The sequence below is a fragment of the Peribacillus sp. NPDC101481 genome, assembly GCF_044767165.1.
Classification (GTDB): Bacteria; Bacillota; Bacilli; order Bacillales; family DSM-1321; genus Peribacillus.
On sequence record NZ_JBIWNJ010000001.1, the window covers coordinates 898,348 to 922,088 of the forward strand.

Consider the following 23,741-nt stretch of genomic DNA (forward strand, 5'->3'; position numbering starts at 1 on the left):
TAAATCATCAAAGTATTTTATGTTTCGAATAAGCGGAGATTCCATTTATAGATAAAAAAAACAGCTAGGCCTATTAAGCCTAGCTGTTTCATTATCTTGACTGTAACATTTTCGTCCGGTAATCCGTTTCATAAAACTCCAATTCTTCACGCATGGTCTGGAATCCACTTTCCACTGCCTTCAGAATGGTTATTATGCTGTCAGGTACACTTTGGTGAAATTTAATCGAGTTTTTCCCTGTATAGGCAGATCTGCTGTCCTCAAACCACCGATCTGATTTTGGGGAAAAGTATTCTTCGATACATTGATGATAAATTCTATAAAGCGTCTTTTCAGCTGCAGCTTTATTGAAAACATCATTTTTCAGAACGATTTGGCAAGCCTCCAAGCCCTCTTCACAACTTACAAGCATTCTTCTTAAACTAGAAAGGATCCCTTTATAATAGGTTTCATCCCCGCTTTTTTCTTCTTGCAGCTTAGAATAGGTCGTCTCATTTATAAATTCCTCTAGCTGAGCTACTGTCGTTTCTAAAAAGCCTTTTACATCCTCAAGCTGAGATTTTACCAATGTATTCCCCAACCGTGAACCCTCCTCAAAATGATTAAGATTGAATATAATAGTCAACATGTGATTCTATATCATATGGTTTAGCTTGGTCAATAGATATAAACACTTTCTCCAATTTTTCAAAATCCATATTTTCGAAATAACCAGCCAGCTCTTTTTCTGCATTTATATATATACGTTTTCGGTTAACCAGGCTCGGGTCCTTGAGTAAACAGACAATGGCAATGATATCAGCCATATAAATATCCCTGTTAGGGCTTTTGAATATGGGATTGGCGGGATATGGGGTCCAACGAGTGACCATCTCATCAAAATAGCGAAGATACAGTACATTCAGCGTCTTTTCTTCTCCATCCTTTATGTATTGTATAACGGATCGATTAAAAAAATCCTCAGGTGAATTTGACTTTGACTTTTCAAGCCCAAATCCATTGCATGCTACAATTTGCACCCGCAATCCCCCCGCATTCATTTTTTTCTATATTATCACAATTTAAAGAAAAATGTTATTCGATTGTTTGCTGAAATTTTTCAAAAAACAGATCGGCTTCACCATTTTCAAAGCTATCATCCGAATTATCGGCTAGTGGCGGTAATTCTTCTATGGAATTCAGGCCGAAGTAATCCAAAAACTCTTTTGTTGTCCCATATAAATAAGCCCGGCCGGAGCCTTCAGCACGGCCGACCTCTTTTATTAAGACTTTAGTGACAAGTGTATGAATGGGGCGTTCCGTTTTCACTCCCCGAATTTCATCAATTTCCGCTCTGGTAATCGGCTGCTTATAGGCAATGATTGCGAGTGTTTCCAAGGCAGCCTGGGACAAGCCTTGAGTGCTTGATGTTTCCACTAGTCTTTTCAAGTAATCCGAGTGCTCTTTCTTTGTCGTCATTTGATAAACACCCGCTATTTCGATCACCTGAATCCCGCGTACATCAGATATATATTCTTCCTTCAAACTTTCAACGATGTCCGTTGCTTGATATTCCGTAATTTCCAGGACAGAGGCAATTTGTTTGACGGAGAGCCCTTCATCTCCGGCAGCAAACAATAATGCCTCAAGAATCCCTTTCCAATTAATAACTTCCAACTGGTTCTACACCTTCCTTAGCAGCAATCATGATTTCCGAAAAGTTATCTTCCTGTTCAACGATGATTTCATTTAGTTTCATCAGTTCCAGCACCGCCATGAAAGTGATGACGATATGCTCCTTAACCGGGAGCGAAAACAGTTCAAAAAAACTTTTCTTCCCTTTTATTGATTGTAACTCAATCATGATTTCATCCATTCGTTTCTCGATCGATATCTCTTGTTTCGTTACTTTCGTGTATAGCGGCTTTTGAATTTTTTGCCTTCGCAGCAGTTTTTGCAGAGCACCCAACATATCATATAGACTTATATTCAACTCTTGTTTATCACTTTCCGCTTCTTTAACATAAACAGATAAATCACTTGGGGGTTTAGTGAACAGCAAGCTGCGTTCTTCTTCCATCCCTTTAAATTCTTCGGCTGCATATTTATACTTTTTATATTCTAATAGTTTTTCCACAAGCTCGTCCCGTGGATCTTCCTCAAATATTTCCCCATCTTCATCAATCAATTGTTCATCTTCATGCTTTGGAAGCAACATTTTACTCTTGATGGCAAGCAGAGTTGCAGCCATCACCAGATATTCGCTGGCCACATCCAATTCCAGATGCTGCATCGTATGGATGTACCCTAGGTATTGATCTGTTATGTCAGCCATCGGAATATCATAGATGTCTATTTCCAGGCGATTAATCAAATGCAGGAGTAAATCCATCGGACCTTCGAAAGCGTCAATTTTAATATTATAACCCATTAAATTACCTCATTTAAATCTAATTGGCCGATAAAGGCCTATTTCTTTTACTTATCAAGTATAGTGGATTGCCGCCCTTTATCCAAATAATAATTTACTGTCCTCAGAAAAGTTCTTTAATGGATTTCCGACAAATGGGTTGATGCCCAATCACATTCCGAAATCCAACATAACCTAGAAATGTAAGAATAGCAGAACAAAGGAGGTACTCATTATGGGTGCAGGTGGTTTTGGACACGGCGGCGGATTCGCGTTTATTGTAGTATTGTTCATTTTATTAGTTATCGTCGGTGCTTCTTGGTGTTAAATGAAGGCTGATGAATCAAGCTGATTGCCTTGCAATCGGCTTTCTTTATTTTCCAAGAAAAAATTCTATGCTAAACTTGGTGAGTATACATAGTGGGTGTTAGGCTATAAGAAAATGTTATTTGCCTTACCTTAGATAATTCCATCAAACAAAAGGGGTGCTCCTATTGAATTACGCGGAAGACTACCTTTCTTTCCTAGTCCATTTCCATGGGACTAGGGATTACTTCGAATGTCATGAAATTCTTGAAGAATATTGGAAAGAAACCGCACCAAAAGAGCGTGACTCTCATTGGGTCGGGCTCATTCAAATTGCGGTTGCCCTGTATCATGATCGTAGGGGAAACAAAAAAGGGGCTGCAAGGACCCTGTCTAAAGCCCTATCAAATCTCCACCATAAAAAGGCCGAGCTCCTGGAGTTGGGACTCGATCCAGAACGACTGTACAAATTGCTCGAGGACACACATGAGCGAATGTTATCTCAAAAGCCATATGAAAGCATTAATCTGCCTATTGCGGATCAAGGCTTGATCGAAATTTGCCAGACCATGTGTTTGCAAGAAGGGTACATATGGGGTGCAGACAGCGACATGGCTAATTCCTCCATAGTCGATAAGCATCTAATGCGTGACCGTTCGGATGTCATTTCTGAAAGGGCTCGGCAGCTATCCCTTCGAAAAACAAGAAAGGAGGACCGCCCTTAAAGGTGGTCCTCCTTTCCAGCTTTCATATTCAGAATTCTTCACATCTGTCAAGAAAGCTTTCGGTAAACTCATTTGCTTTTAATTCTTTGTCAGGATATTGCTCCTTGATGGCCCTGACCATCGTTTTACCGATACCTTGCTTCCGGAAGGATGGATTTACAGATATATGTTGTATCTCAATGTGGTTTGGAGAGACTTCTATTCCGATCAAGCCCGTAATCTCTTCATCTTTCCATAAGAACAGCTGTAGATTTTCATCCGTTTCATAATTCTTCATCGTATTCCGAAGTGTTTTTATCTCTTTTTCATTTGGCATGAAAGATAATAATCCCATGGCAAACTTCTCATAACTTTTCTTATACTTAATCAACATAATATCCCTCGTTACTAAATAACGTTTTTATTATCTTCCTGTTTCCAATTAATTTGCTTTGAATAATAATCCTCACATATAACATTTACATCATACATAAAAACCTCGTTCGTTTCAACATCACTTTCAGCACTTGATTTATCGATGTGCTATGTGCTAAGCGATAAACAGCCAGTAAACGATTCCCCACATCAAAGCGATAATAAGCATCATAAGTAAAAGAGTCTTATTACTTTTCCTCATCCCATACTCCCTTTATGAATGGTCCAAATATTTAAATAACGAATTCATTCTACTATAACTTAACACAATCTGACAAATATCCTTGCAATCTTGCTTCGATTTTACTACATTGGTAAAGTGATCTAGGTTCATAGAATGCCCTCTTAGGTATAAAAGACAAAGATACACCAAACTTTTTCGTTAAAAAAACGTAGCTATCTTGGGCTATATAAATTTTTTCTAGAAAATATGTATCTTTTTTATCCTTTGTTTCGTCAAATACTATGAATCTGATTTAAAGTGCCGCCCTTTTATTGAAAGATTCCCAATTCAGCAGGAAAAGTTAAGGAGGATTATCATGAAAAAAATGAATAAATGGGTCATTGTAACCATTTTATTATGCCTATTATTGCCATATAAGGCTTTTGCAGATGCAGCTGTTGGTGAAATGATCGTCACACTTGGTGAGAATCTGACGAATGAACAAAAAAATATGATTTTATCAGAAATGAAAGCACCTAATGATGTTGAGGTCCTTACGGTTACAAATGCGGAGGAACATGAATACTTAGGAGACTATATTGCTAGCCGTCTGATCGGTACAAAAGCGATTTCATCTTCTGCGATTACTTTGGAGGAAAAAGGGACCGGACTTAAATTGGAGTCGAAAAACATTAACTGGGTTTCCGATGAAATGTATATCAATGCATTGGCAACAGCTGGAGTAAAGGATGCTACCGTTTATGTCACAGCGCCAATACCCGTCTCCGGTACAGCGGCTTTGACAGGGGTCATTAAAGCCTATGAAATCTCTGCCGATAAGAAGATTCCTGAAAATGTGAAACAGGCAGCGAATGAAGAAATGGTGAAAACAGCAAAATTGGGTGACGAAATCGGTACAGAAGAAGCCTCTGCACTTGTAACGAAAATCAAAGAGGAAATGGCTGCAAATCCACCAGCCAATACTGAGGAGGTCCGCGAGGTTGTCGAGTCTTCAGCAAAAGACCTTGGAATCACCTTAAATGATGCTCAAGTCCAAAGTTTAATTGATTTATTCAATAAACTAAAAGAATTGGATATTGATTGGAACGCTGTCGGTGATCAGCTTACTGCAGCTAAAGATAAGCTTTCCAATTTTCTTGAATCCGAAGAGGGTCAATCATTTCTGGATAAATTGAAAGAAGTCTTCAGTAGTTTAATAGACGCGATCAAGTCACTTTTCAGTTGACTCCAATAAAAAAAGGATGGCCAATGCCATCCTTTTTTCTATTCTTTATTGACGACTGCCTCTTCATGAAGGGCCAAATCCAAATGGATAAGATCTTCGTACGTCTCGCGTTTGATGACCAACCGGGCTTCTCCATTTTCGGCAAAGACGACTGCCGGTCTCGGAATCCGATTGTAATTATTCGACATGGAATACCCATATGCCCCTGTACAAAATACCGCCAAAACATCACCGCGGCCGGCTTTTGGCAATGGTAAATCCCAAATCAGCATATCTCCGCTTTCACAGCATTTCCCGGCAATGGACACTGTCTCTTCTACAGGGTCAAGCGGCCGGTTTGCCAGAATTGCATCATACTTCGCCTCATAAAGAGCTGGACGTATATTATCACTCATTCCCCCATCAACGGCAATATATTTACGGACATTAGGAACTTCCTTTTCAGAACCGACCTTGTACAACGTCACACCGGCATCTCCGACTAAAGAACGGCCAGGTTCAATCCAGATTTCAGGCATAACTAAATCGGAATCAGCAATCAGGTTCTGCACTTCCCTAACGATTTCCTCAACATATTGAGACGCCGGTAGCGGATCATCCTCTTGTGTATATCGAATCCCGAATCCCCCTCCAAGATTCAATACCTTTGGTTGATACCCTACCGAATCGTGCCAATCATTCAGCTTGCCAATAATTTTTTGGGCCGCGAGAAGGAAACCTGTCGTTTGAAAGATCTGGGAACCTATATGGCAGTGCAGCCCTAGAACTTCCAGGAATTCACTTTGCAGCGCTTGCCTAAGGGCTGCTTCGGCCTGGCCATTAATAAGATCAAAACCAAATTTCGAATCTTCTTGCCCTGTCAAAATATAATCATGCGTATGGGCTTCAATACCCGGTGTTACACGAAGAAGGATTTTCACCTTTTGTTCACGGTTTGTACAAATTTCTTCCAACAGTGTCAACTCTGAAAAATTATCGACTACTATACAGCCAATGTCATAATCCAAAGCCATATGTAGCTCTTCTTCACTTTTGTTATTTCCATGAAAGTGAATCCGTTCTGTTGGGAAATTTGCCTTAATTGCCGTATACAATTCCCCTGCTGAGACAACATCGAGAGAAAGTCCTTCTTGCTCAGCCAACTGGATCATGGCAATCGAAGAAAAGGCCTTACTTGCGTAAGCAACTTGAGCCGAAATCCCCAATTCCTCAAAAGTTCTCTTAAACCCTCTTGCCCGTTCGCGAATTAGCTCTACATCATAAACATATAATGGTGTGCCAAATTGTTCGATCAATTCGATCGTGTCCACTCCGCCAATCTCCAGATGTCCACGTTCATTGACACCACTGGTTCCGTACAAATGCATGATAGCCTCACCTTCCTGACTTAAAACTAAAGATTAATAAGAAATGAGGCAGCCTCAAATAAAGAAACCCTGCTGTAAAAGGTTCTCTATATGAACAAGCCTCATCCTAATCGATTATCCCATGTAAATATTGTCCTCTATGACTGCTTAGTAGTTCGAAGGGAAAGACAGATTGGTTTAAACTCCAAAGAGTCATAGTAGCTTTATCTCTTTGTGAATCCTAACTTTACCGCTTTATCCGAATAAAATTAAATTACCACAACTTTTCGACAACATCAACCTTTAGATTTTCTTGGCTGCCTATATAAATCCTGGGGATGTACAATACTCGGACGTTCTATAGAACCTGGATAAGGTCTTCTAAATATTATATGTGACAAGGCTTTCGGCTGAAACGGTAGAAGCGGCCATAAATAAGGTGTATTTAACGTTTTTATGCTAGTAAGCATAATAATGTAGAGCGTGATGCCTATGACTAGGCCAGGCACTTTAAATATAGCGACCAAAACTAGCAGTGCCAAACGGGAAATTTTATTCGCAACCCCTAGTTCTAAACTCGGAGTGACAAATGTACCGATTGTAGCCACTGAAGCGTAGAGAACCACTTCAGGAACAAAGAGGCCAACATCTATCGCTATTTGCCCTATCAAAACTGCCGCAACCAAGCCCATCGCCGTTGAAAGCGGGGTCGGAGTATGAACGGCTGCCATCCTTAGAAATTCTATCCCAATATCGGATATGAAGATTTGGACTACAATGGGTATATGCGTTTTTTCATTCGGTCCGATATACTCGAACTTTTCCGGCAGAAGGGAAGGCTCTAAACAAAACAATAACCAAATCGGCAGCAAGAATAACGAAACAAAGATCCCGAGAAACCGGACCCAGCGCACCAAGGTCCCAACGGCAGGTGCCTGCCGATACTCCTCAGCGTGTTGCATGTGATGGAAAAGAGTGGACGGGGTAATGATGACACTCGGTGAAGTATCCACATAAATAAGGACATGCCCCTCAAGCAAATGCGTTGCCGCCACATCAGCCCGTTCCGTGTATCTGACAAGCGGGTATGGATTATACTTTTGATTGACGATGAACTCTTCGATCGTTTTATCAGACATCGTTATTCCATCAACCTCAATACTATTCAATTCCTTACGAACGATTTCTATTAAATCGGGATCGGCAATATCTTTAATGTAGCCGATGGATATATCCGATTTCGATCGTTCCCCTACATGCAGCATTTCGAAACGTAATCTTTCATCCCGGATTCTCCGTCTGGTTATCGCTGTGTTAATGATGATATTCTCGACAAAACCATCCCTTGATCCACGGACGACTTTTTCCGTATCGGGTTCTACTGGCTGTCTCCCAGGATAACTCCTGACATCCACAACCAATCCTATTGGTTTACCATCAACAACAACGACGATTAAACCGGATAATACCTGATCAACAAGCTCATCCATCGTCTTTATTTCCTGAACGGATTGGTGTACGAGTAAGTCTTTGACTACATCAAAAACTTTAGTAGACACGATATCGGCATTTTTGTTATGAATAAGAGAATCGAGGATATCAATGATGTACTCTGTATCCGTCAGCCCGTTTATATAGTAAATATGCACATCTTTTCTATAGACCTTTATCTTTCTTACTCCTAAGTCGAAGCTGACGCCTAGACCCACTTTCTCTTCCATGTATGCGTCAACTTCCGCTACCCTACTCGGAATCGGCATCATGTTTTCAGGTTTTTCTGAAGTCATCATGACCACTCCTTTCCAATATGATTTCCACCGCTAGCTTCGTTATCGGTGCTCCTCTTTTAAAATCGTCCTGATGGGACATTTTTCCAATATCCCCTATCCCAACTACGATGGGAACATGTAATTGATCGATGCAATAAACCGTATCTCCTGTTATCTTGCCCAGTTCAAATTCCTCGGCGCCGTATTTATCAACCCCGTTCGGTGTCAAATTACCATCACGGTCAATACAGATATCCACCTTGGTCCATTCTTCCCTTCTAGTCTTTGAAGCGACCGCTATCACGCCAAGGACATCAATATCAGGATGTCCGGCAACTACCTTCATTGCCTGTTCGCCTGATCCTTCTCCTATAAAACCGCTATCATCAAACATGACCAATACAGGATCATACTTCGCCTTTTTTATTAATTCAACTAACTCCAAGCCCGTATATCGTGATGGATTACCTTGGGACATGGAGATACATCTTCCCCCTATTTCCTTGGCTACATGCTCGACAGCCCGTTTCGCATACTCATCTCCATCCGTAATCAATATCACTTTTCGTTTGGTCACCATCTTGGGCCTACCTTTCATCATCAGGAATAGTTACCTCTTACACTTATAAATCGACAAAATAAATCCATTGGAATAATGATCCGGCTATTTTTCCCAATACGAGTGCCATTAACAGATATATGATCTTCTCTTGAATTCCGATTCGTTTTGAAAGAACCGGAAATACATTCAGGACTTCAGTTAAGGCTGCCGCAAGCATCCCATTAAATATCCCGTCAGCCAAACCGATCGGAATTAATAAAAAATGCGGGAGGGAAAGTTCCGTTTCCTGTAATCCTAACCATGTTCCTGCGACAACTCCGGCAATGATGGCTCCTTCGTAGTAATGTATCATTTTCATTGTTTTTGTCAGCTGAGTCAGCCTTGGAATCACCCCAAGTACAGTTAAAAACGCTACAAAACCGGCACCTGTCGCAAAACCCCCAGCTAAACCGACAAAGATTCCGAAGATGATTTTACCGGTCATCAAGGTGGCGCACGTTTTCCTTATTTTCATTCATGATTACATAACGGTCCAAATCCTGCTGATAGTTGAACATTTCAACCTCGAGCGGACTAGGTTCCTCATTGAAGCGTTTTTTAAAGAAGTGATTAAAAAATAGAATCATGCCCATACCAAGGCCGAAGCTATATGGGATTTGAATCAATAACGGCTTATCATCCACTTTTCCCGTTATTATAGTAAAGATTTTTTGATGCACTTCCCCCATGCTGACATCCACATGAAAATTCATTATCGTCATTCCGCCGCCGACAAATAATAAAAACCAAACTAAGGCGAATGTCAGGTATGACATTTTCTTTTTCGAGAGGATGATTTCGATGATCGTTTGAGATGGCCCGAATGTCTCCACTTCAATAGTCGAATCCACCTTGCGGATGGCCATGATAACTTGAGCCAAATCAATGACTATAATATTCCTATCTTCCTTCTTGACCGTTAATAATATGATTTCTTCAATTAAGGTGATCACTTCTTCAGGTCCGATTATCCTTGCAATATCTTTTATCCTCACCGTTTGATTTCCCTTTACTTGTACACGGTTCCTCATCCTGATATATACAACTGCCACTATCATCACATCCCGACCTTTTATTTCCTTATGCTAGTAGTATGGATTGGAAGCAGTTTGAAAATGCAGGAAGTGAACCATGTCCATATATTACTAATTTGAAAACAAAAAAAGACATGCTGCAATGACAGCATGTCTTTTTGATTTAGATTCATACTTTAATGAGTGGGGAAGAAAATCAGCTGAACCAAAAATATCAATCCAAAAATATAAATGAGCGGATGTACGGATTTTCCTTTTCCACTAAATACCTTCATAAGGGGATAAGTAATGAACCCGATTGCAATGCCTGTAGATATACTTGAAGTAAGAGGCATCGTTAAAATGATCGCAAATGCAGGAAATGCCTCATCGAAAATTTTCCAATTGACTTTTGCCAGCCCTTCCATCATGAAACATCCCACGATGATCAAAACAGGAGCTGTGATTGCTTGAACTGAAGAAATTGCCGATATCAATGGAGAAAAGAAAATCGATGCAGCAAACAAGATTGCCACGACTGTAGAGGTTAATCCCGTACGTCCGCCAGCAGCCACTCCCGTACTTGATTCAACATAGGCAGTCGAAGGGCTTGTACCAAACATCGAGCCGACTGTCGTCGCAATCGCATCACCTAAAAAGGCTTTCTTGGCACGGGGGATTTTCCCATCCTTCGTTAGTCCTGCCTGTTCCGTCACGCCAATCAAGGTTCCTGTCGTATCAAAAATCGTCACAAGTAAAAAGGCGAAAACAATTGAATATAAAGAATTCGTGAAGACCCCGGCAATATCGATATCAAAAAATACCGGTGTTGGAGGTACAGATAAGACCCCATCGAAGTTGAGCAAACCGATAAAGTAGCCAATGATTGCCGTAACGATCATACCAATGAAAATTGCCCCTTTAATATTACGGGCCATAAAAATCAAGGTAATGAATAAGCCTGCTAATGCTAAAACGGTTCCAGGGTGATGCAAATCGCCAAGCGTCACCATAGTTGATTCATTAGGAACTACGATTCCAGCATTTTTTAATCCGATAAACGCAATGAATAAACCAATTCCTGATGTGATGCCATATTTTAATGAATTAGGAATCGCATCAATTATCATTTTACGCAAGCTTGTCACGCTAATTAGCAGAAATAGCAAACCAGCAATGAAAACCGTACCGAATACGGTCTGGTATGAAAGACCCTGAGCACCCACTACGCTGGCAAAATACGCATTCAAACCCATCCCTGGTGCTATCGCAATCGGGTATTTTGCAACGAGTCCCATGATAAGGGTACCGATCACCGCTGATATGACCGTTGCCATGAAAACTTGCTCAAATGGTATTCCGATTGAAGACAATAAAGCCGGATTCACGATTAGGATATAAACCATAGTTAAAAATGTCGTAACACCCGCCATGACTTCTGTACGGACATCCGTCCCATTTTCTTTCAGGGAGAAAAACTTTTCCATAAACATATTTTAGACCTCCAGATCTAAAGGAAACACCGACAACCGTTTGCACGAAAAGACAAGGTGTCCTAATATTGTACTGCATCAACGTTTTTCCTAATCAATATTGATTAAAAGAAAGCTAAAAAAACGAATGAAAAACGCGACCTTTACTATAATATTCGTTTTTAATCCTAAATTCAACTAAAAAATTCGACCCCGCTCATATTTTCATTCTACTTGATAAGAACCACTTTTACTTTTTCCTAAAATCAATCATTTATTTTCAAGCTCAATGAAAAACCACATGAATCATTGATTCATGTGGTTTTTCATTTGCTGAAGAATCTTCTTTTCCAGCCTTGACACCTGGACTTGGGAGATACCAAGCCTTGCCGCCACTTCCGATTGCGTCTGATCTTTATAATACCTCAGGAAAACAATCAGCCTTTCACGTTCATTCAATTCTTGTATGGCTTCTTTCAAAGCAATTTGATCGAACCAGGAGGTTTCATTATTGTCGGCAATCTGGTCAAGAAGAGTAATCGGATCTCCATCATTTTCGTAAACCGTTTCATGGATGGATGAAGGGCTCCTGCTAGCTTCTTGGGCCATGATGATTTCCTCTGGCGACAGCTCTAGATGTTCCGCCAATTCATTGACAGTCGGAACTCGGCCATACGTCTTTGAAAGCTCCTCTTTGGCCCTGCGAATTTTATTCGCCATTTCCTTTAATGACCGGCTTACTTTAACCGTTCCGTCATCACGGATAAAACGTTGGATTTCACCAATGATCATAGGCACAGCATACGTTGAGAATTTCACTTCAAACGATAAGTCAAATTTATCCACGGACTTTAACAGACCAATACAGCCTATTTGATAAAGGTCATCCGGTTCGTAACCTCGATTGAGGAATCTTTGCACTACTGACCATACAAGCCTCAGATTGCTGTTGACAATCAGATTTCTCGCATCTTGGTCACCGCTCTGGCTGCGTTGGATTAAATTCCGCAATTCCTCATCTTTTAAATGGGGCTGGCCTTTCTTGCCCTTCTCGTTTTTAACCTCCACATCCATATGCAAGTCTCCCTTAATTGCACAAAGCTCTGCTTGTAGTTAAGTGCTTTTTTAATCGAATGATCGTGCCTTCGCCCTTATGGGAAATTATATTGATTTCATCCATGAAGTTTTCCATGATGGTGAATCCCATTCCGGAACGTTCAAGTTCGGGTTTTGTCGTAAATAACGGCTGTTTAGCCTCCTCGACGTCTTCAATGCCCAGTCCCTCATCCCGGATGGTCAATTCCACAGTATCGCCTTCGATGATCACTGAAATGTATACCCAACCTTCCGGGTCACTCTCATACCCATGGATAATCGAATTCGTAACGGCTTCTGACACGACAGTCTTGATCTCTGTCAATTCATCCATCGTCGGGTCCAATTGGGCAATGAAAGCCGCAACAGTTACCCTGGCAAAAGATTCATTTTGGCTAAGTGCAGAAAATTTCGTTTCCATTTTATTTTTCATTTTAGGCAACCCCCAGTCTTTGCAAAGCGTTTTTTTCGGATAGTTCCATTTTAACAATTTTAAACAACCCTGACATCTCAAATAACCGCTTTACTGCCGGAGAAATTGCACATACTACCATTTCACCTTGCTTTTTATTCACCTGCTTATAGCGCCCTAAAATAACTCCAAGCCCTGAACTGTCCATAAAATCCAATTCTTCCATGTTAAGGATGATATGTTTGATATTATGCTTTTGAATGGCTGCCTCTGCCTGGTTTTTCAATTTTTCTGCTGTATGATGATCTAAATCACCTTTGAGACGAATGCACAATACGCGATTTTTCGCCTCCATATTAATCGTAAGACTCATTATATACAGCCTCCTTCACTGTCTTATAAAGAGTCAAATTCTCTTTTTCACCTGCCGATTCCTCCTTACTAGCAAAACTAGTGGAGTTTCGCCTAAATTAGTACGATTAACAGGCATTGCGACAATTTATTCTATTTCGCTTGGGTAAACATGCCGAAAGCCCGTTTATACAATTGCCACCAGCTGGCATTTTCAACAGTTTCCTTCGCAACAATCGGAGATTCGACATACACCTTGCCGTTTTTCTTCAATTCAAGCGTACCAATTTCATCACCTTTTTTAATCGGGGCATCCAAATCTTTATCAAGCGTGATTTTTTTTGTAAAGTCCTTTGCCGTTCCATTTTTGGCTGTCAAAACTGAAATAGGTTCACTTGTCACACCCACCACCGATTTCTTGTCGCCTTTACTTACCTTTGCTTCACCTAACACCTCGCCGCGTTTATAAATCGGGTATGTGATATATTGTGAAAATGCATAATCTAACATCTTTGTGACCTGAGCATTTCGTTCCTTAGGAGAAACGGCTCCGAAAACGACGGCAATGACACGCATATTCCCTTTTTTTGCGGTCGCTGTCAAACAATACTTCGCTTCATTTGTGAATCCTGTCTTCAGTCCATCGACCCCAGGGTAAAATTTCACTAATCTGTTCGTGTTGACTAGCCAGAATTTCTTTTCGGTATTTTCACGGAGATAATCTTCATATGTACCCGTGAACCTTGTAATCGTATCGTATTTCAATAATTCCTTCGCCATGATCGACATATCATGTGCCGAACTGTAATGATCTTTAACAGGAAGGCCTGTTGCGTTTTGGAACTTTGTATTTTTCAACCCGAGGTCTTTCGCCTTTTTGTTCATTTTCCTAACAAACTCTTCTTCCGATCCAGCTAGACGTTCTGCCATCGCCACCGATGCATCATTCGCCGAACCAATCGAGATGCCCTTGAGCATTTGTTCTGTGGTCATTTCTTCACCTGGCTCGAGGAAGATCTGGGAACCGCCCATTGATGCTGCATACTCACTAGTCCTGATTTTCTCCTTCATGCTAAGTTCGCCTTTATCGATCGCTTCCATGATCAGCAGCATTGTCATGATTTTCGTCATGCTTGCCGGCGAAAGACGAACGTCTGCATTTTTATCATAGAGAACAGTACCTGTATCCCGTTCAATCAAAATAGCCGATTTAGCATTTGCCGCCAATTCGACTCCTTTTTCCTCAGCTGCTTTTGTATGTGGGATGCTAAAACCCATTGCTACCAATACGGTTAAAAATAGAGAAAGAATCCGCTTCATCTCCATACCCTCCAATCTTTATAGGATTTATTTTTTCCATTAAACCCATTTTTATACAAATAAAGATGAATTTTGAACATATACTGGATATAGGGTAACGAAGTGAACCAAATTAAAAGAGGATGCGCATGGGCATCCTCTTTTAAACATTCAATGAAATAAACGTAAAAAGGCCACGCAAAAGCGCGGCCTTTTTTGGAAAATATTTATTCCATGATCTCTTTATAGATCAATGTAGGTTTTTCTACTTTCTCTTTTGAAATCGCAATGCTTTCATACAATTTTTCTTTTACCTTTGAAACATCTTCAAAGTTGCTGTAAATCGTCACAAGGGATTCACCTTTTGCCACGGTTTCCCCTATTTTTTTACGAAGTACCAGTCCGACTGCCAAATCAATCTCTGATTCCTTAGTCGCCCGCCCGGCACCTAACAGCATGGCTGCCGTTCCTACTTCATCAGCGATGATCTCCGATACATATCCGTCCTCTTTCGCTTCCAGCTCGAAAGTATGGGCAGCCTGCGGCAGTTTTTCCGGCTGATCCACAACCGAACCATCGCCTCCCTGCGCTTCTAGGAAAACCTTGAATGAGTTAAGTGCAGAACCATCCTTAATCGCATTTTCCAGCAAGGTTCTTGCTTCCTTCAGAGAACTTGCCTTTTTGGCAAGGTATACCATATGGCTTCCTAGTGTTAAAGAAAGTTCCGTTAAATCTTCCGGTCCTTCTCCTTTAAGTGTATCGATGGCTTCCTTCACTTCTAAAGCATTTCCGATTGCGTAACCCAACGGTTGGCTCATATCGGAAATGACAGCCATCGTATTTCGCCCTACATTGTTTCCGATGCTAACCATTGCATGCGCCAACTCTTCGGAATCTTCAAGCGTTTTCATGAAAGCGCCCGCTCCCGTTTTAACATCAAGTACGATTGCATCAGCACCAGCTGCGATTTTCTTACTCATGATCGAGCCAGCAATCAAACCGATACTGTTAACGGTAGCCGTAACATCACGCAATGCATATAGCTTTTTGTCGGCTGGAGTCAGGTTACCACTTTGTCCAATGACAGCTATCTTATTTTTATTAACAAGTCGTATGAACTCGTCGTTTTCTATTTCGACATGAAATCCCTTTACAGACTCCAACTTATCGATCGTTCCGCCTGTATGGCCAAGACCGCGTCCTGACATCTTTGCCACTGGAACACCTACAGCAGCAACCAATGGCCCAAGCACTAATGTTGTCGTATCACCAACACCGCCTGTTGAATGTTTATCGACCTTAATTCCTTCAATCATCGATAAATCAATTTGATCTCCTGATTCGACCATTGCCATGGTTAAATCAGCACGTTCCTGCTCATTCATGCCTTTGAAATAAACAGCCATTGACCAAGCGCTCATTTGGTAATCCGGAATCGATCCGTCGGTAAACCCTTTGATGATGAACTGTATTTCTTCTGTAGTAAGAGCCTTTCCATCACGCTTTTTCTCGATTAAATCTACCATTCTCATATTAGAATCCCCACTTTTTTAAGGACACCGCTTCTCTTTAGGTGTACTTGTATTTTTTGGTCCGTTTTATATGTCTTTAACGATGTGCTTAACAAATTCCAGAAAGCTGCTTTTCACTTTTTCCGTCGTTTCAATTACCTCTTCATGCGACAAAGGCTGATCCAGAATGCCTGCGGCCATATTGGTAAGGCATGAGATTCCGAGCACTTTCATATCGCTATGCCTTGCTACGATAACTTCCGGAACTGTTGACATACCAACTGCATCCCCGCCAAGGATCCGTGCCATTTTCACTTCTGCAGGTGTCTCATAGGTCGGTCCTGTATTCCCGATATAGACACCTTCTTTAATATCCAATCCTAGTGAAGCTGCTATTTTTTTCGCTTGTGACCGAAGGTCTTTATTATAAGCTTCCGACATATCAGGGAATCTAGGACCGAAACGCTCTTCATTAGGACCAATCAATGGGTTTGCCCCCATTAAATTAATATGATCCGTAATGAGCATCAAGTCACCTGGTTCATAGCTTTCATTAACGCTTCCGGCAGCATTCGTTACAATTAACTGCTTAACACCAAGAAGTTTCATTACACGTACAGGAAAAGTGACCTTCTCCATGGAGTAACCCTCATAAAAGTGGAAACGCCCTTGCATGGCTACAACTTTTTTGCCACTTAATTGTCCAATGACAAGCTGTCCAGCGTGTCCTTCAACAGTCGATACCGGGAATTCCGGGATTTCGTGGTATGGAATCGTAATGGGATTTTCAATTTCATCTGCCAATACTCCAAGTCCGGAACCAAGAATCAGGCCTATCTCCGGAGAGCCTTCAATTTTACTTTTTATGAATGACGCAGCAGTTTCTATTTTATTAAACATCTATTTAATCTCCCCTAAATTTAGATCGCCCAATATATTTTTCCCGTAGGCAGGCATTTTCACATCAAAGTTAGCAGCGACCGTCGCCCCGATATCAGCAAATGTATCTCTTATCGGGAGTTCGGCACCTTCTGTAAATCGTTTGGAATAGACTAATAAAGGTACATATTCACGTGTATGATCGGTTCCTTCATGGACCGGATCATTCCCGTGATCGGCAGTGATGATCAATAAATCATCCTCTTTCAGTTTATCAAGGACTTCCGGCATCCTAGCATCGAATTCTTCCAATGCCTTTCCGTATCCCTCTGGATCGCGGCGGTGACCGTATAAAGCATCGAAGTCGACTAGATTAAGGAAACTTAACCCTTTAAAATCCTGTTCCACCGTTTGGATTAATTTATCCATTCCATCCATATTGGATACGGTCCTTAATGATTCAGTGACGCCTTCCCCATCAAAGATATCCGAGATCTTCCCGATTGCGAGCACGTCATATCCAGAATCTTTCAATTCATCCATTACTGTCCGATTGAAAGGCTTCAATGCATAATCATGACGATTAGGCGTTCTTTTGAAGTTTCCTGGTTCACCTGTGAAAGGTCTGGCAATCACGCGTCCAACCTTGAACTCATCAGCCATTGTCACTTCACGGGCAATTTCACAAATCTTGTACAATTCGTCTATCGGGACGATGTCTTCATGTGCAGCAATCTGTAATACGGAATCTGCTGATGTATATACGATCAGCGCACCCGTTTTCATATGTTCCTCGCCGAGCCTTTCAATGATTTCCGTGCCGCTTGCAGGGACGTTCCCAATAATTCCCCGACCCATCTTCGCCTCGAGTTCATTGACTAATAATTCCGGGAAACCATCCGGAAATACACGGAATGGAGTCGATATGTTCAAACCCATGATTTCCCAATGTCCAGTCATCGTATCTTTTCCTGTAGAGGCTTCCTTCATTTTCGTATAGTATGCGAGAGGTTGCTGAGCTTTTTCTATCCCCTTGATTTCACGGATATTGCCTAAACCCAATTTTGCGAGAGTCGGCATGTTCAATCCATTCATTCTTTCTGCGATATGGCCGAGTGTATCCGCCCCTTTATCACCGAATAAATCTGCATCAGGTGCTTCACCAATTCCAACTGAATCCATAACTATTACAAATATTCGATTAAATGCTGAATTCCCTTTCATAAGTCATTCCTCCTAAAATAGTAAATCACTTTTTATACTCTCTATAATACCCTTATTCTGCTCATTTACTCTTCATTTTAAATGAAACTGCGAGAACGTCAGAAGTCTGACCTCTCTACATTGTAAACGATTACCATGATGGAGACAAATAATATATTTCGGATTAAACAAACTGACACTAGAGCATGCTTTAGAATCATCAGTAGCCTTACTGAAATAAAAAGGCTGCTCCTTCAACCGCTTCGCAGTTGAATTCACAACCTTTCTATCATTCTACTATTCTTTTAAGCGCGCGGATGGAATTTTGAATATACATCCTTGATCCTTACGTTCGTAATATGTGTATAAATTTGAGTTGTCGAAATATCCGCATGACCAAGCATTTCTTGGACGGCACGTAAATCAGCCCCGTTCATCAATAGATGTGTCGCGAAAGAATGTCTTAGTGTATGCGGTGTAATTTCTTTTTCAATTTGTGCCGATTTTACAAGTTTTTTTAGAATTTTCCAAAATCCCTGCCTTGTCAGCCTGTTTCCATGATGATTCAAAAAAAGTGAATCTGTCCTGTGCTTAGGGCTGGCCATTTTTCCCCGGGAACTTTCCATATAATGTTCAATCGCACCCAATGCAGTTTGGCCAATCGGAATGATTCTCTCTTTATTTCCTTTCCCTACACAACGGACAAAACCCATGGATGCATGGACATCACTTACATCCATGGATATCAACTCACTGACACGCATACCCGTCGCATACATCAGTTCTAGCATCGCCTTATCGCGTAAGCCGAATTCATCCATTTTCTTTGGGGCTTCCAATAGTGCTTCAACCTCTTCCATGCTTAATACCTTTGGAAGACTTCGTTCTGGTTTTGGCGTTTCTATATGTATGGACGGATCCTGATCGGTTACTTTTTCCCTTAGAAGAAATTGATGAAAAGACCGAATGGAGGCTATATGACGCGCCACCGTCTTCGATGATTTCCCTTGATCCTTCAAATGCACGAGAAAATGCAGGATGTTGACCCGCCGTGAATCATTCCAATCTTCGATGGCTTCAGCTTCTTTCAGAAAGCTCCAATATGATCTTAAGTCACGCTCATACGAAACGAGCGTATTCTTGGCAAGCCCTTTTTCAATGGTTAAAAAATGAATGAAATCCCTAATTTGATTCTCCATATTCATTACTCCCCGTTTAAATAAAACAACATTAAGCGTTCAAGCCATGCATCATCACCCGTATCTACTGCCTTCGATACTTTTACAGCCATGCCTTTCGGTTCATCATAACGATGATAATCTTGATATTCCTGATTTAACCATACCATTCCTATATAAAAAAGAACAGTGAAGCTAACAAAGAGAATCATCACTTTAGCCGTATGCAAAACAAGCGATAATGATGTTTTCATCATCTTTCCCCTCCCATTCGATCCTTTGTATCAATCTATGCCCAACAGGACAAGTTTTATACGTGTTTCGGAAAGGAGAAAACAAAAACAACTCTTACTTGAGAAAATAGGTTTTAAAAATGCAGAAAACCTTCTCCATTAAATGGAAAAGGTCCGACTTCATTCACCTTTATTTTCTTCTTTGTCATGACATCGATGACAAATGCCATGAAAGGTTAATCTATGGTCTTTTATCTTGAAGTTCCAGTCGCGTTCCACAATGTCTTCTACGTCTTCAAGTAGGTCTTCCTGAATCTCATCTACCGCACCACATTCCACACAAACAAGATGATGATGGAAATGCGCAGCTCCTTCTTGTCTTAAATCATAACGGGAAACCCCGTCTCCAAAGTTAATTTTATCTACTATCTTCAATTCAGTCAGCAACTCTAGTGTACGGTAAACTGTTGCCAATCCAATTTCCGGCGACTTTTCTTTGACAAGGAGGTAAACGTCTTCTGCGCTTAAATGATCCTCTTCATGCTCAAGTAAAACGCGGACGGTCGCTTCTCGCTGAGGCGTTAATTTGTAGCTGGACGAGTGTAACTGCTTTTTTATCCTATCAATTCTGTTTTCTATTTCCATACCTAATATTCCCTCCCGCGCCGCTATCCTATCCATTATATCAAAAGAGGGAAAACTGTCAAAATAGATTTCTTGTTAATGATAAAAAAATTTGCGGGAACGGCAAATTTCAATCAATGACCCAATAAACTTACGACATTTTTCATTAAAGAAGGGGATAGGTACGCTTCAAATGCAGCAGCTGTAATCAAAAATATTCCCGACAAGATCAATGAGAAAATATACCGTGAAATTATCGGCTTCAGCGGTTCACGAACCTGCTTTAGGAAAATCCGGCTGATCATTTTCATTGATAGCGAGACGGCAAGCACGGTTATCACGATGAATATCGGGACGATGAATATGTTTTGGGGCAAAATAGCGACAAACGATAATAAAAAACCGCTCCATCCCATTTGATTGACTAAAAAGCCGACTGTGAATCCAACAACCATCCCTTTTATAAATAACAAAACCAGGATGACTGGCAAACCGATGACCGATATTCCGAGAATCCAGATGACCCCGATATATTTTATATTATGCATAATACTTTGGCTGAACATATCATGCGAAGAGGCAAATTCACCTTTGGATACTTGTCCGAAAAATTGCGATAAATAATAGAACAAGTCTTCCTTTTGGGTAAAGCTCAAACTATTCACTAATATTGCCCCAAAAATGACACCCATCAAAAAAAGCACAGTGATAAAGACATATAATGAGGAATGTTCGTTAATATGTTTCATTACGGCATTTTGTACGACAGATTTTTTTTTCATCTTTCATCCTCCCAACTCCGCTTACTAGAATCTATGTTTTCACTCTCTCATTTATGCTAAGAAAACTTTCTCCCTCAGCCGAACACCTTGAGCTCAATTCATGTTATAATTTTCCATACTAACGATATGGAGGCAGGATATGAAAGCTATATTAATGGATTTCCCCGAAAAAATTGAAACCCCACGATTATATCTAAGGCCCTGTCAGCCTGGCGATGGCATGGACGTTCACGAGGCCATTGTCCATTCCAAACCTGAATTGAAACAATGGCTGCCGTTTGCCCATCAAGATGTTTCTTTGGAAACTTCTGAACAGAATGTCCTTAAGTCCTTTTCGGATTTCATTTTAAAAGAGGATATCAGACTCCATATTTATAGGAAAGAAGACGATCAATTCATCGGCTCCACCGGTCTGCACCGAATTAACTGGGATATTCCCAAATTCGAAATTGGCTATTGGATTGATACGAGATACAGTAAACAAGGCTACATAACGGAGGCGGTAGAAAAGTTAACCAAATTCGCCTTTTACCATTATGGAGCAAAGCGGGTCGAGATCCGCTGTGATCCTAATAATATCGCCAGCAAACGGATTCCCGAAAAGCTGGGGTATACCCTTGAAGGAATTTTGCGTAATGACTTTCTTAGTGCAGATGGCAAGGAAGTGCGGGACACCTCCATTTATGCAAAAACAACTAACTAAAAAAGCCCTGACAGATCTCCATCTGTCAGGACTTTTTTCAGGTTAATTCCTTTTTGACCTTTCCGTACTTTCCTCCGCCCCCCACTTCAAAAGATAGCGTCCCTTTTCTGGCAGAATCGATATAGCCCGCCAATTTTTCAGGAACGATTTCCTTGAGCTGTTCAAGCGTAACTTCATGTAGAATATTCATCTCTGTTCCAAATGCCACCAGCAGTTTTTCCATGGATTTAGGACCGAGTCCCGGGATGAAATCAAGTGGTACTTGGTGGATATACGGCGGCCTTTCCCTGCCATTTCTTCCGTCCGTCCCGGAAATGGAGAGCTCTTCAATCCTGGACGATACCCCTTTTATAATGGATTTATTACCGCATTCGGGACATTGTTCACTATCCCTCAATACCTGGTGTAAGCACCCTGAACATACAGTTTGATGATACTTTCCCAATAAGGGGTTCAATCCATAATTAACGGTCACCTTACGATTCCCTTTTTCTTTAAGGGCTTTTGCCAGCTCATTGAAACTTGGTTCCTCAAGCAGGACTTTTTGATATTCCCGAGCGATTTTCCCAAGCGAATGCGCATCGGAATTTGTTACGAATACATAGGAGTCCAACTCCTCGATATCCTTGACCATTTCTGTATCAGAACTTAAACCAAGTTCGATGGCATCAATTAGCTCCGGATCGAATACTTCTGTAAGACTGGATCGCACCCCTTTTCCATATAAGCTTTTAAATGGGGTGAAAACATGTGCCGGGATAAACAGGCCGCCCAGTGATTTCACGATCTTTTGCAGTGTTCTTCCATCACAATAAATCCTTTGGGAGCTCAAGGTAATATTTTTAACATGTCCGCTCATCCATGAGGAGAATTCCTTCATCGCTTTTATAGTGGGAAAATAAGCGAGGACATGGATCGGTCCATTACAATTCTGATCATAAATTTCAATCTCCGAGCCTGGAATGATGGTTGTATTCTTGTATTGAAGTCCGCCTTCAATCTTCTCCGTGATTTCGCCGTCCAGCATCCCCGCTTCGATTTCTTCGATAATTTCAGGAGAATGGCAATCGATTATCCCGATTAGATCAAGGCCCTTCCTTTCACTTGCCACTTGCAGCACATTGCTGAAGGTTAACGTTTTAGCACCTGTTATTTTCACGGCACTTCCGCTTCTCGTTCTGCCTATATGGATATGCAGGTCAGCGTAAAACTCTTTCATTTACGATTTCATCGCCTTTTTCAACTGTAGATACTGAACTGCATATGCCGTTTTGGCATCTTTGATCTTCCCTTCATCCATATAAGTTTGAGCTTCCTCCAGCGTGAGTTCAATCATCTCGACGAATTCATCTTCATCCAGCGGGGCTGCATTTTCTTTCTTTTTCAAATTGTGGGCCACATATAGGTGGACCAATTCATCGGCGAAACCTGGCGATGTATAGAAGGATATGATGTGCTCCATTTTTTCACATTCATAACCTGTCTCCTCTTCCAGCTCCCGTTTAGCCGACAGAACCGGTTCTTCGCCTTTTTCCAGCTTTCCTGCAGGAATTTCCACCAAGCTTCTCTCCAGCGCTTTACGGTACTGTTCAACCATGATGATTTTATTTTCTGCCGTGAGAGCTATGATGGCAACCGCTCCCGGATGCTTGATTATTTCACGTTTACCCGTTTTCCCATCAGGAAGCTCTACATCATCCACTTGCAGGCTGATTACCTTTCCTGTGAAGATTTTTTCCGAAGACAGCGTTTTTTCTTCAAATTTTTTCATCCTGACCACTCCTCTGTTCTAATTGCAGCATGATTCCTCATACATTTTACCATAATAGAGATGGAGGGCGATTTAATGAAAGTTTACGTACTGGAAAAAAGCGTTACTTTATCCGGAAAGAGTTGGGAAATCCTTCAAAAACTAAAACAATTGCAAAATCAATATGTCTATATCAATGATTGGATAGCCGACATACACGATCAGGTGCCGCCCACTCCTTTAAAACGGATCAAGTGAATTCTTTGAGTGAAATGGA

29 protein-coding genes are annotated in these 23,741 nt (G+C 41.1%); 5 read left to right on the forward strand and 24 right to left on the reverse strand.

Translation table 11 applies throughout. The features are described from left to right. Positions 1-91: 91 nt before the first annotated feature. The 4 genes from ACIROD_RS04235 to ACIROD_RS04250 are packed head-to-tail and all read right to left on the reverse strand — an operon-like array spanning position 92 to position 2,410. Entirely contained in the window at positions 92-580 is a 489-nt protein-coding gene (locus ACIROD_RS04235; RefSeq protein ID WP_101222461.1) for a YpuI family protein, read from the reverse strand. 22 nt (positions 581-602) lie between these two features. Next, positions 603-1,019, reverse strand: a complete 417-nt coding sequence (locus ACIROD_RS04240) for a hypothetical protein (RefSeq protein ID WP_402938241.1) — start codon at positions 1,017-1,019, stop codon at positions 603-605. A 55-nt stretch (positions 1,020-1,074) separates the two neighbouring features. Continuing rightward, on the reverse strand, positions 1,075-1,656 hold the full coding sequence (gene scpB, locus ACIROD_RS04245) for an SMC-Scp complex subunit ScpB (protein WP_230176970.1): 582 nt from the start codon (positions 1,654-1,656) through the stop codon (positions 1,075-1,077). Further along, the gene (locus tag ACIROD_RS04250) at positions 1,643-2,410 is read right to left on the reverse strand and encodes a segregation/condensation protein A (protein WP_101222464.1); all 768 of its coding nucleotides are present in this window, start codon (positions 2,408-2,410) and stop codon (positions 1,643-1,645) included. Before ACIROD_RS04250 ends, scpB begins: the two co-directional genes overlap by 14 nt. 214 nt (positions 2,411-2,624) lie before the next feature. Between ACIROD_RS04250 and ACIROD_RS04255 the strand changes: the two genes are divergently transcribed. Together ACIROD_RS04255 and ACIROD_RS04260 are read left to right on the forward strand one after the other, a co-directional pair. Further along, positions 2,625-2,717 (forward strand): YjcZ family sporulation protein, encoded by a 93-nt coding sequence (locus tag ACIROD_RS04255; RefSeq protein WP_081108854.1) that lies wholly within the window; start codon positions 2,625-2,627, stop codon positions 2,715-2,717. Positions 2,718-2,883: 166 nt separating this feature from the next. Next, positions 2,884-3,420 (forward strand): DUF309 domain-containing protein, encoded by a 537-nt coding sequence (locus ACIROD_RS04260; protein WP_230176972.1) that lies wholly within the window; start codon positions 2,884-2,886, stop codon positions 3,418-3,420. 28 nt (positions 3,421-3,448) lie between these two features. Here ACIROD_RS04260 and ACIROD_RS04265 read toward each other — a convergent pair whose 3' ends face one another. Then, positions 3,449-3,793, reverse strand: a complete 345-nt coding sequence (locus ACIROD_RS04265) for a GNAT family N-acetyltransferase (protein ID WP_101222466.1) — start codon at positions 3,791-3,793, stop codon at positions 3,449-3,451. 580 nt (positions 3,794-4,373) lie between these two features. On the opposite strand from ACIROD_RS04265, the gene ACIROD_RS04270 reads away from it, so the two are divergent. Then, positions 4,374-5,243 (forward strand): DUF1002 domain-containing protein, encoded by an 870-nt coding sequence (locus ACIROD_RS04270; RefSeq protein ID WP_402938246.1) that lies wholly within the window; start codon positions 4,374-4,376, stop codon positions 5,241-5,243. 38 nt (positions 5,244-5,281) lie between these two features. Here the strand turns inward: ACIROD_RS04270 and lysA are convergent, their stop codons facing one another. From lysA to spoIIM, 17 genes are all read right to left on the reverse strand, one after another. Further along, the gene (gene lysA / locus ACIROD_RS04275; RefSeq protein WP_402938249.1) at positions 5,282-6,610 is read right to left on the reverse strand and encodes a diaminopimelate decarboxylase; all 1,329 of its coding nucleotides are present in this window, start codon (positions 6,608-6,610) and stop codon (positions 5,282-5,284) included. Positions 6,611-6,885: 275 nt separating this feature from the next. After that, the gene (locus ACIROD_RS04280) at positions 6,886-8,352 is read right to left on the reverse strand and encodes a spore germination protein (protein WP_402940100.1); all 1,467 of its coding nucleotides are present in this window, start codon (positions 8,350-8,352) and stop codon (positions 6,886-6,888) included. 4 nt (positions 8,353-8,356) lie between these two features. Next, positions 8,357-8,938 carry a stage V sporulation protein SpoVABEA gene (gene spoVAEA / locus ACIROD_RS04285; protein WP_057278873.1) on the reverse strand — a complete coding sequence of 194 codons (582 nt, stop codon included), beginning with the start codon at positions 8,936-8,938 and terminating at the stop codon, positions 8,357-8,359. 43 nt (positions 8,939-8,981) lie between these two features. Then, positions 8,982-9,404: a stage V sporulation protein AB gene (locus tag ACIROD_RS04290; protein WP_034308131.1), complete on the reverse strand. Its 423-nt coding sequence runs from the start codon at positions 9,402-9,404 to the stop codon at positions 8,982-8,984. Further along, positions 9,394-10,017, reverse strand: a complete 624-nt coding sequence (locus ACIROD_RS04295; RefSeq protein ID WP_363320591.1) for a stage V sporulation protein AA — start codon at positions 10,015-10,017, stop codon at positions 9,394-9,396. Before ACIROD_RS04295 ends, ACIROD_RS04290 begins: the two co-directional genes overlap by 11 nt. A 152-nt stretch (positions 10,018-10,169) precedes the next feature. Then, a complete protein-coding gene (locus ACIROD_RS04300) occupies positions 10,170-11,459 on the reverse strand; it encodes an NCS2 family permease (protein WP_402940103.1) in 1,290 nt (429 codons plus the stop codon). 291 nt (positions 11,460-11,750) lie between these two features. Further along, a complete protein-coding gene (gene sigF / locus ACIROD_RS04305) occupies positions 11,751-12,518 on the reverse strand; it encodes an RNA polymerase sporulation sigma factor SigF (protein WP_101222470.1) in 768 nt (255 codons plus the stop codon). Between the two features lie 13 nt (positions 12,519-12,531). Then, positions 12,532-12,972 (reverse strand): anti-sigma F factor, encoded by a 441-nt coding sequence (gene spoIIAB, locus ACIROD_RS04310; protein ID WP_053346844.1) that lies wholly within the window; start codon positions 12,970-12,972, stop codon positions 12,532-12,534. 1 nt (position 12,973) lies between these two features. Continuing rightward, positions 12,974-13,324, reverse strand: coding sequence for an anti-sigma F factor antagonist (gene spoIIAA / locus ACIROD_RS04315; RefSeq protein WP_034308142.1), 351 nt, complete (start codon positions 13,322-13,324; stop codon positions 12,974-12,976). A 131-nt stretch (positions 13,325-13,455) separates the two neighbouring features. Next, positions 13,456-14,622, reverse strand: a complete 1,167-nt coding sequence (locus ACIROD_RS04320; protein WP_402938255.1) for a D-alanyl-D-alanine carboxypeptidase family protein — start codon at positions 14,620-14,622, stop codon at positions 13,456-13,458. Between the two features lie 206 nt (positions 14,623-14,828). Next, a complete protein-coding gene (locus ACIROD_RS04325; protein ID WP_101222472.1) occupies positions 14,829-16,133 on the reverse strand; it encodes a pyrimidine-nucleoside phosphorylase in 1,305 nt (434 codons plus the stop codon). A gap of 66 nt (positions 16,134-16,199) precedes the next feature. After that, positions 16,200-17,012, reverse strand: coding sequence for a purine-nucleoside phosphorylase (locus tag ACIROD_RS04330; protein ID WP_101222473.1), 813 nt, complete (start codon positions 17,010-17,012; stop codon positions 16,200-16,202). After that, positions 17,013-18,215: a phosphopentomutase gene (gene deoB, locus ACIROD_RS04335; RefSeq protein ID WP_101222474.1), complete on the reverse strand. Its 1,203-nt coding sequence runs from the start codon at positions 18,213-18,215 to the stop codon at positions 17,013-17,015. It lies immediately after the preceding gene. Between the two features lie 284 nt (positions 18,216-18,499). Continuing rightward, entirely contained in the window at positions 18,500-19,393 is an 894-nt protein-coding gene (xerD, locus tag ACIROD_RS04340) for a site-specific tyrosine recombinase XerD (RefSeq protein ID WP_101222475.1), read from the reverse strand. Positions 19,394-19,398: 5 nt separating this feature from the next. After that, a complete protein-coding gene (locus tag ACIROD_RS04345) occupies positions 19,399-19,626 on the reverse strand; it encodes a YqzK family protein (protein WP_101223458.1) in 228 nt (75 codons plus the stop codon). A 159-nt stretch (positions 19,627-19,785) separates the two neighbouring features. Continuing rightward, complete coding sequence (gene fur, locus ACIROD_RS04350; RefSeq protein WP_101223459.1) at positions 19,786-20,244, reverse strand: ferric iron uptake transcriptional regulator; 459 nt, start codon at positions 20,242-20,244, stop codon at positions 19,786-19,788. A gap of 119 nt (positions 20,245-20,363) precedes the next feature. Beyond that, a complete protein-coding gene (spoIIM, locus tag ACIROD_RS04355) occupies positions 20,364-21,011 on the reverse strand; it encodes a stage II sporulation protein M (protein WP_101222476.1) in 648 nt (215 codons plus the stop codon). A 139-nt stretch (positions 21,012-21,150) separates the two neighbouring features. On the opposite strand from spoIIM, the gene ACIROD_RS04360 reads away from it, so the two are divergent. After that, positions 21,151-21,714 (forward strand): GNAT family N-acetyltransferase, encoded by a 564-nt coding sequence (locus ACIROD_RS04360; protein WP_402938260.1) that lies wholly within the window; start codon positions 21,151-21,153, stop codon positions 21,712-21,714. 37 nt (positions 21,715-21,751) lie between these two features. Here the strand turns inward: ACIROD_RS04360 and ACIROD_RS04365 are convergent, their stop codons facing one another. After that, on the reverse strand, positions 21,752-22,933 hold the full coding sequence (locus tag ACIROD_RS04365; protein WP_230176978.1) for an endonuclease Q family protein: 1,182 nt from the start codon (positions 22,931-22,933) through the stop codon (positions 21,752-21,754). Beyond that, positions 22,934-23,485, reverse strand: coding sequence for an NUDIX hydrolase (locus tag ACIROD_RS04370; RefSeq protein WP_230176979.1), 552 nt, complete (start codon positions 23,483-23,485; stop codon positions 22,934-22,936). A gap of 75 nt (positions 23,486-23,560) precedes the next feature. On the opposite strand from ACIROD_RS04370, the gene mciZ reads away from it, so the two are divergent. Beyond that, positions 23,561-23,722 (forward strand): Z-ring formation inhibitor MciZ, encoded by a 162-nt coding sequence (gene mciZ, locus ACIROD_RS04375; protein ID WP_076365517.1) that lies wholly within the window; start codon positions 23,561-23,563, stop codon positions 23,720-23,722. The last annotated feature ends 19 nt before the right edge of the window (positions 23,723-23,741 follow it).

Bases quoted from the DNA above. Each gene is read 5' to 3' on its own strand.
- ACIROD_RS04250 (WP_101222464.1), bottom strand. From the start codon at position 2,410: ATGGGTTATAATATTAAAATTGACGCTTTCGAAGGTCCGATGGATTTA.
- ACIROD_RS04255 (WP_081108854.1), top strand. From the start codon at position 2,625: ATGGGTGCAGGTGGTTTTGGACACGGCGGCGGATTCGCGTTTATTGTA.
- ACIROD_RS04265 (WP_101222466.1), bottom strand. From the start codon at position 3,793: ATGTTGATTAAGTATAAGAAAAGTTATGAGAAGTTTGCCATGGGATTA.
- ACIROD_RS04270 (WP_402938246.1), top strand. From the start codon at position 4,374: ATGAAAAAAATGAATAAATGGGTCATTGTAACCATTTTATTATGCCTA.
- lysA (WP_402938249.1), bottom strand. From the start codon at position 6,610: ATGCATTTGTACGGAACCAGTGGTGTCAATGAACGTGGACATCTGGAG.
- ACIROD_RS04280 (WP_402940100.1), bottom strand. From the start codon at position 8,352: ATGATGCCGATTCCGAGTAGGGTAGCGGAAGTTGACGCATACATGGAA.
- spoVAEA (WP_057278873.1), bottom strand. From the start codon at position 8,938: ATGGTGACCAAACGAAAAGTGATATTGATTACGGATGGAGATGAGTAT.
- ACIROD_RS04290 (WP_034308131.1), bottom strand. From the start codon at position 9,404: ATGACCGGTAAAATCATCTTCGGAATCTTTGTCGGTTTAGCTGGGGGT.
- ACIROD_RS04295 (WP_363320591.1), bottom strand. From the start codon at position 10,017: ATGATAGTGGCAGTTGTATATATCAGGATGAGGAACCGTGTACAAGTA.
- ACIROD_RS04300 (WP_402940103.1), bottom strand. From the start codon at position 11,459: ATGGAAAAGTTTTTCTCCCTGAAAGAAAATGGGACGGATGTCCGTACA.
- sigF (WP_101222470.1), bottom strand. From the start codon at position 12,518: ATGGATGTGGAGGTTAAAAACGAGAAGGGCAAGAAAGGCCAGCCCCAT.
- spoIIAB (WP_053346844.1), bottom strand. From the start codon at position 12,972: ATGAAAAATAAAATGGAAACGAAATTTTCTGCACTTAGCCAAAATGAA.
- spoIIAA (WP_034308142.1), bottom strand. From the start codon at position 13,324: ATGAGTCTTACGATTAATATGGAGGCGAAAAATCGCGTATTGTGCATT.
- ACIROD_RS04320 (WP_402938255.1), bottom strand. From the start codon at position 14,622: ATGAAGCGGATTCTTTCTCTATTTTTAACCGTATTGGTAGCAATGGGT.
- ACIROD_RS04325 (WP_101222472.1), bottom strand. From the start codon at position 16,133: ATGAGAATGGTAGATTTAATCGAGAAAAAGCGTGATGGAAAGGCTCTT.
- ACIROD_RS04330 (WP_101222473.1), bottom strand. From the start codon at position 17,012: ATGTTTAATAAAATAGAAACTGCTGCGTCATTCATAAAAAGTAAAATT.
- deoB (WP_101222474.1), bottom strand. From the start codon at position 18,215: ATGAAAGGGAATTCAGCATTTAATCGAATATTTGTAATAGTTATGGAT.
- xerD (WP_101222475.1), bottom strand. From the start codon at position 19,393: ATGGAGAATCAAATTAGGGATTTCATTCATTTTTTAACCATTGAAAAA.
- ACIROD_RS04345 (WP_101223458.1), bottom strand. From the start codon at position 19,626: ATGAAAACATCATTATCGCTTGTTTTGCATACGGCTAAAGTGATGATT.
- spoIIM (WP_101222476.1), bottom strand. From the start codon at position 21,011: ATGAAAAAAAAATCTGTCGTACAAAATGCCGTAATGAAACATATTAAC.
- ACIROD_RS04360 (WP_402938260.1), top strand. From the start codon at position 21,151: ATGAAAGCTATATTAATGGATTTCCCCGAAAAAATTGAAACCCCACGA.
- ACIROD_RS04365 (WP_230176978.1), bottom strand. From the start codon at position 22,933: ATGAAAGAGTTTTACGCTGACCTGCATATCCATATAGGCAGAACGAGA.
- ACIROD_RS04370 (WP_230176979.1), bottom strand. From the start codon at position 23,485: ATGAAAAAATTTGAAGAAAAAACGCTGTCTTCGGAAAAAATCTTCACA.
- mciZ (WP_076365517.1), top strand. From the start codon at position 23,561: ATGAAAGTTTACGTACTGGAAAAAAGCGTTACTTTATCCGGAAAGAGT.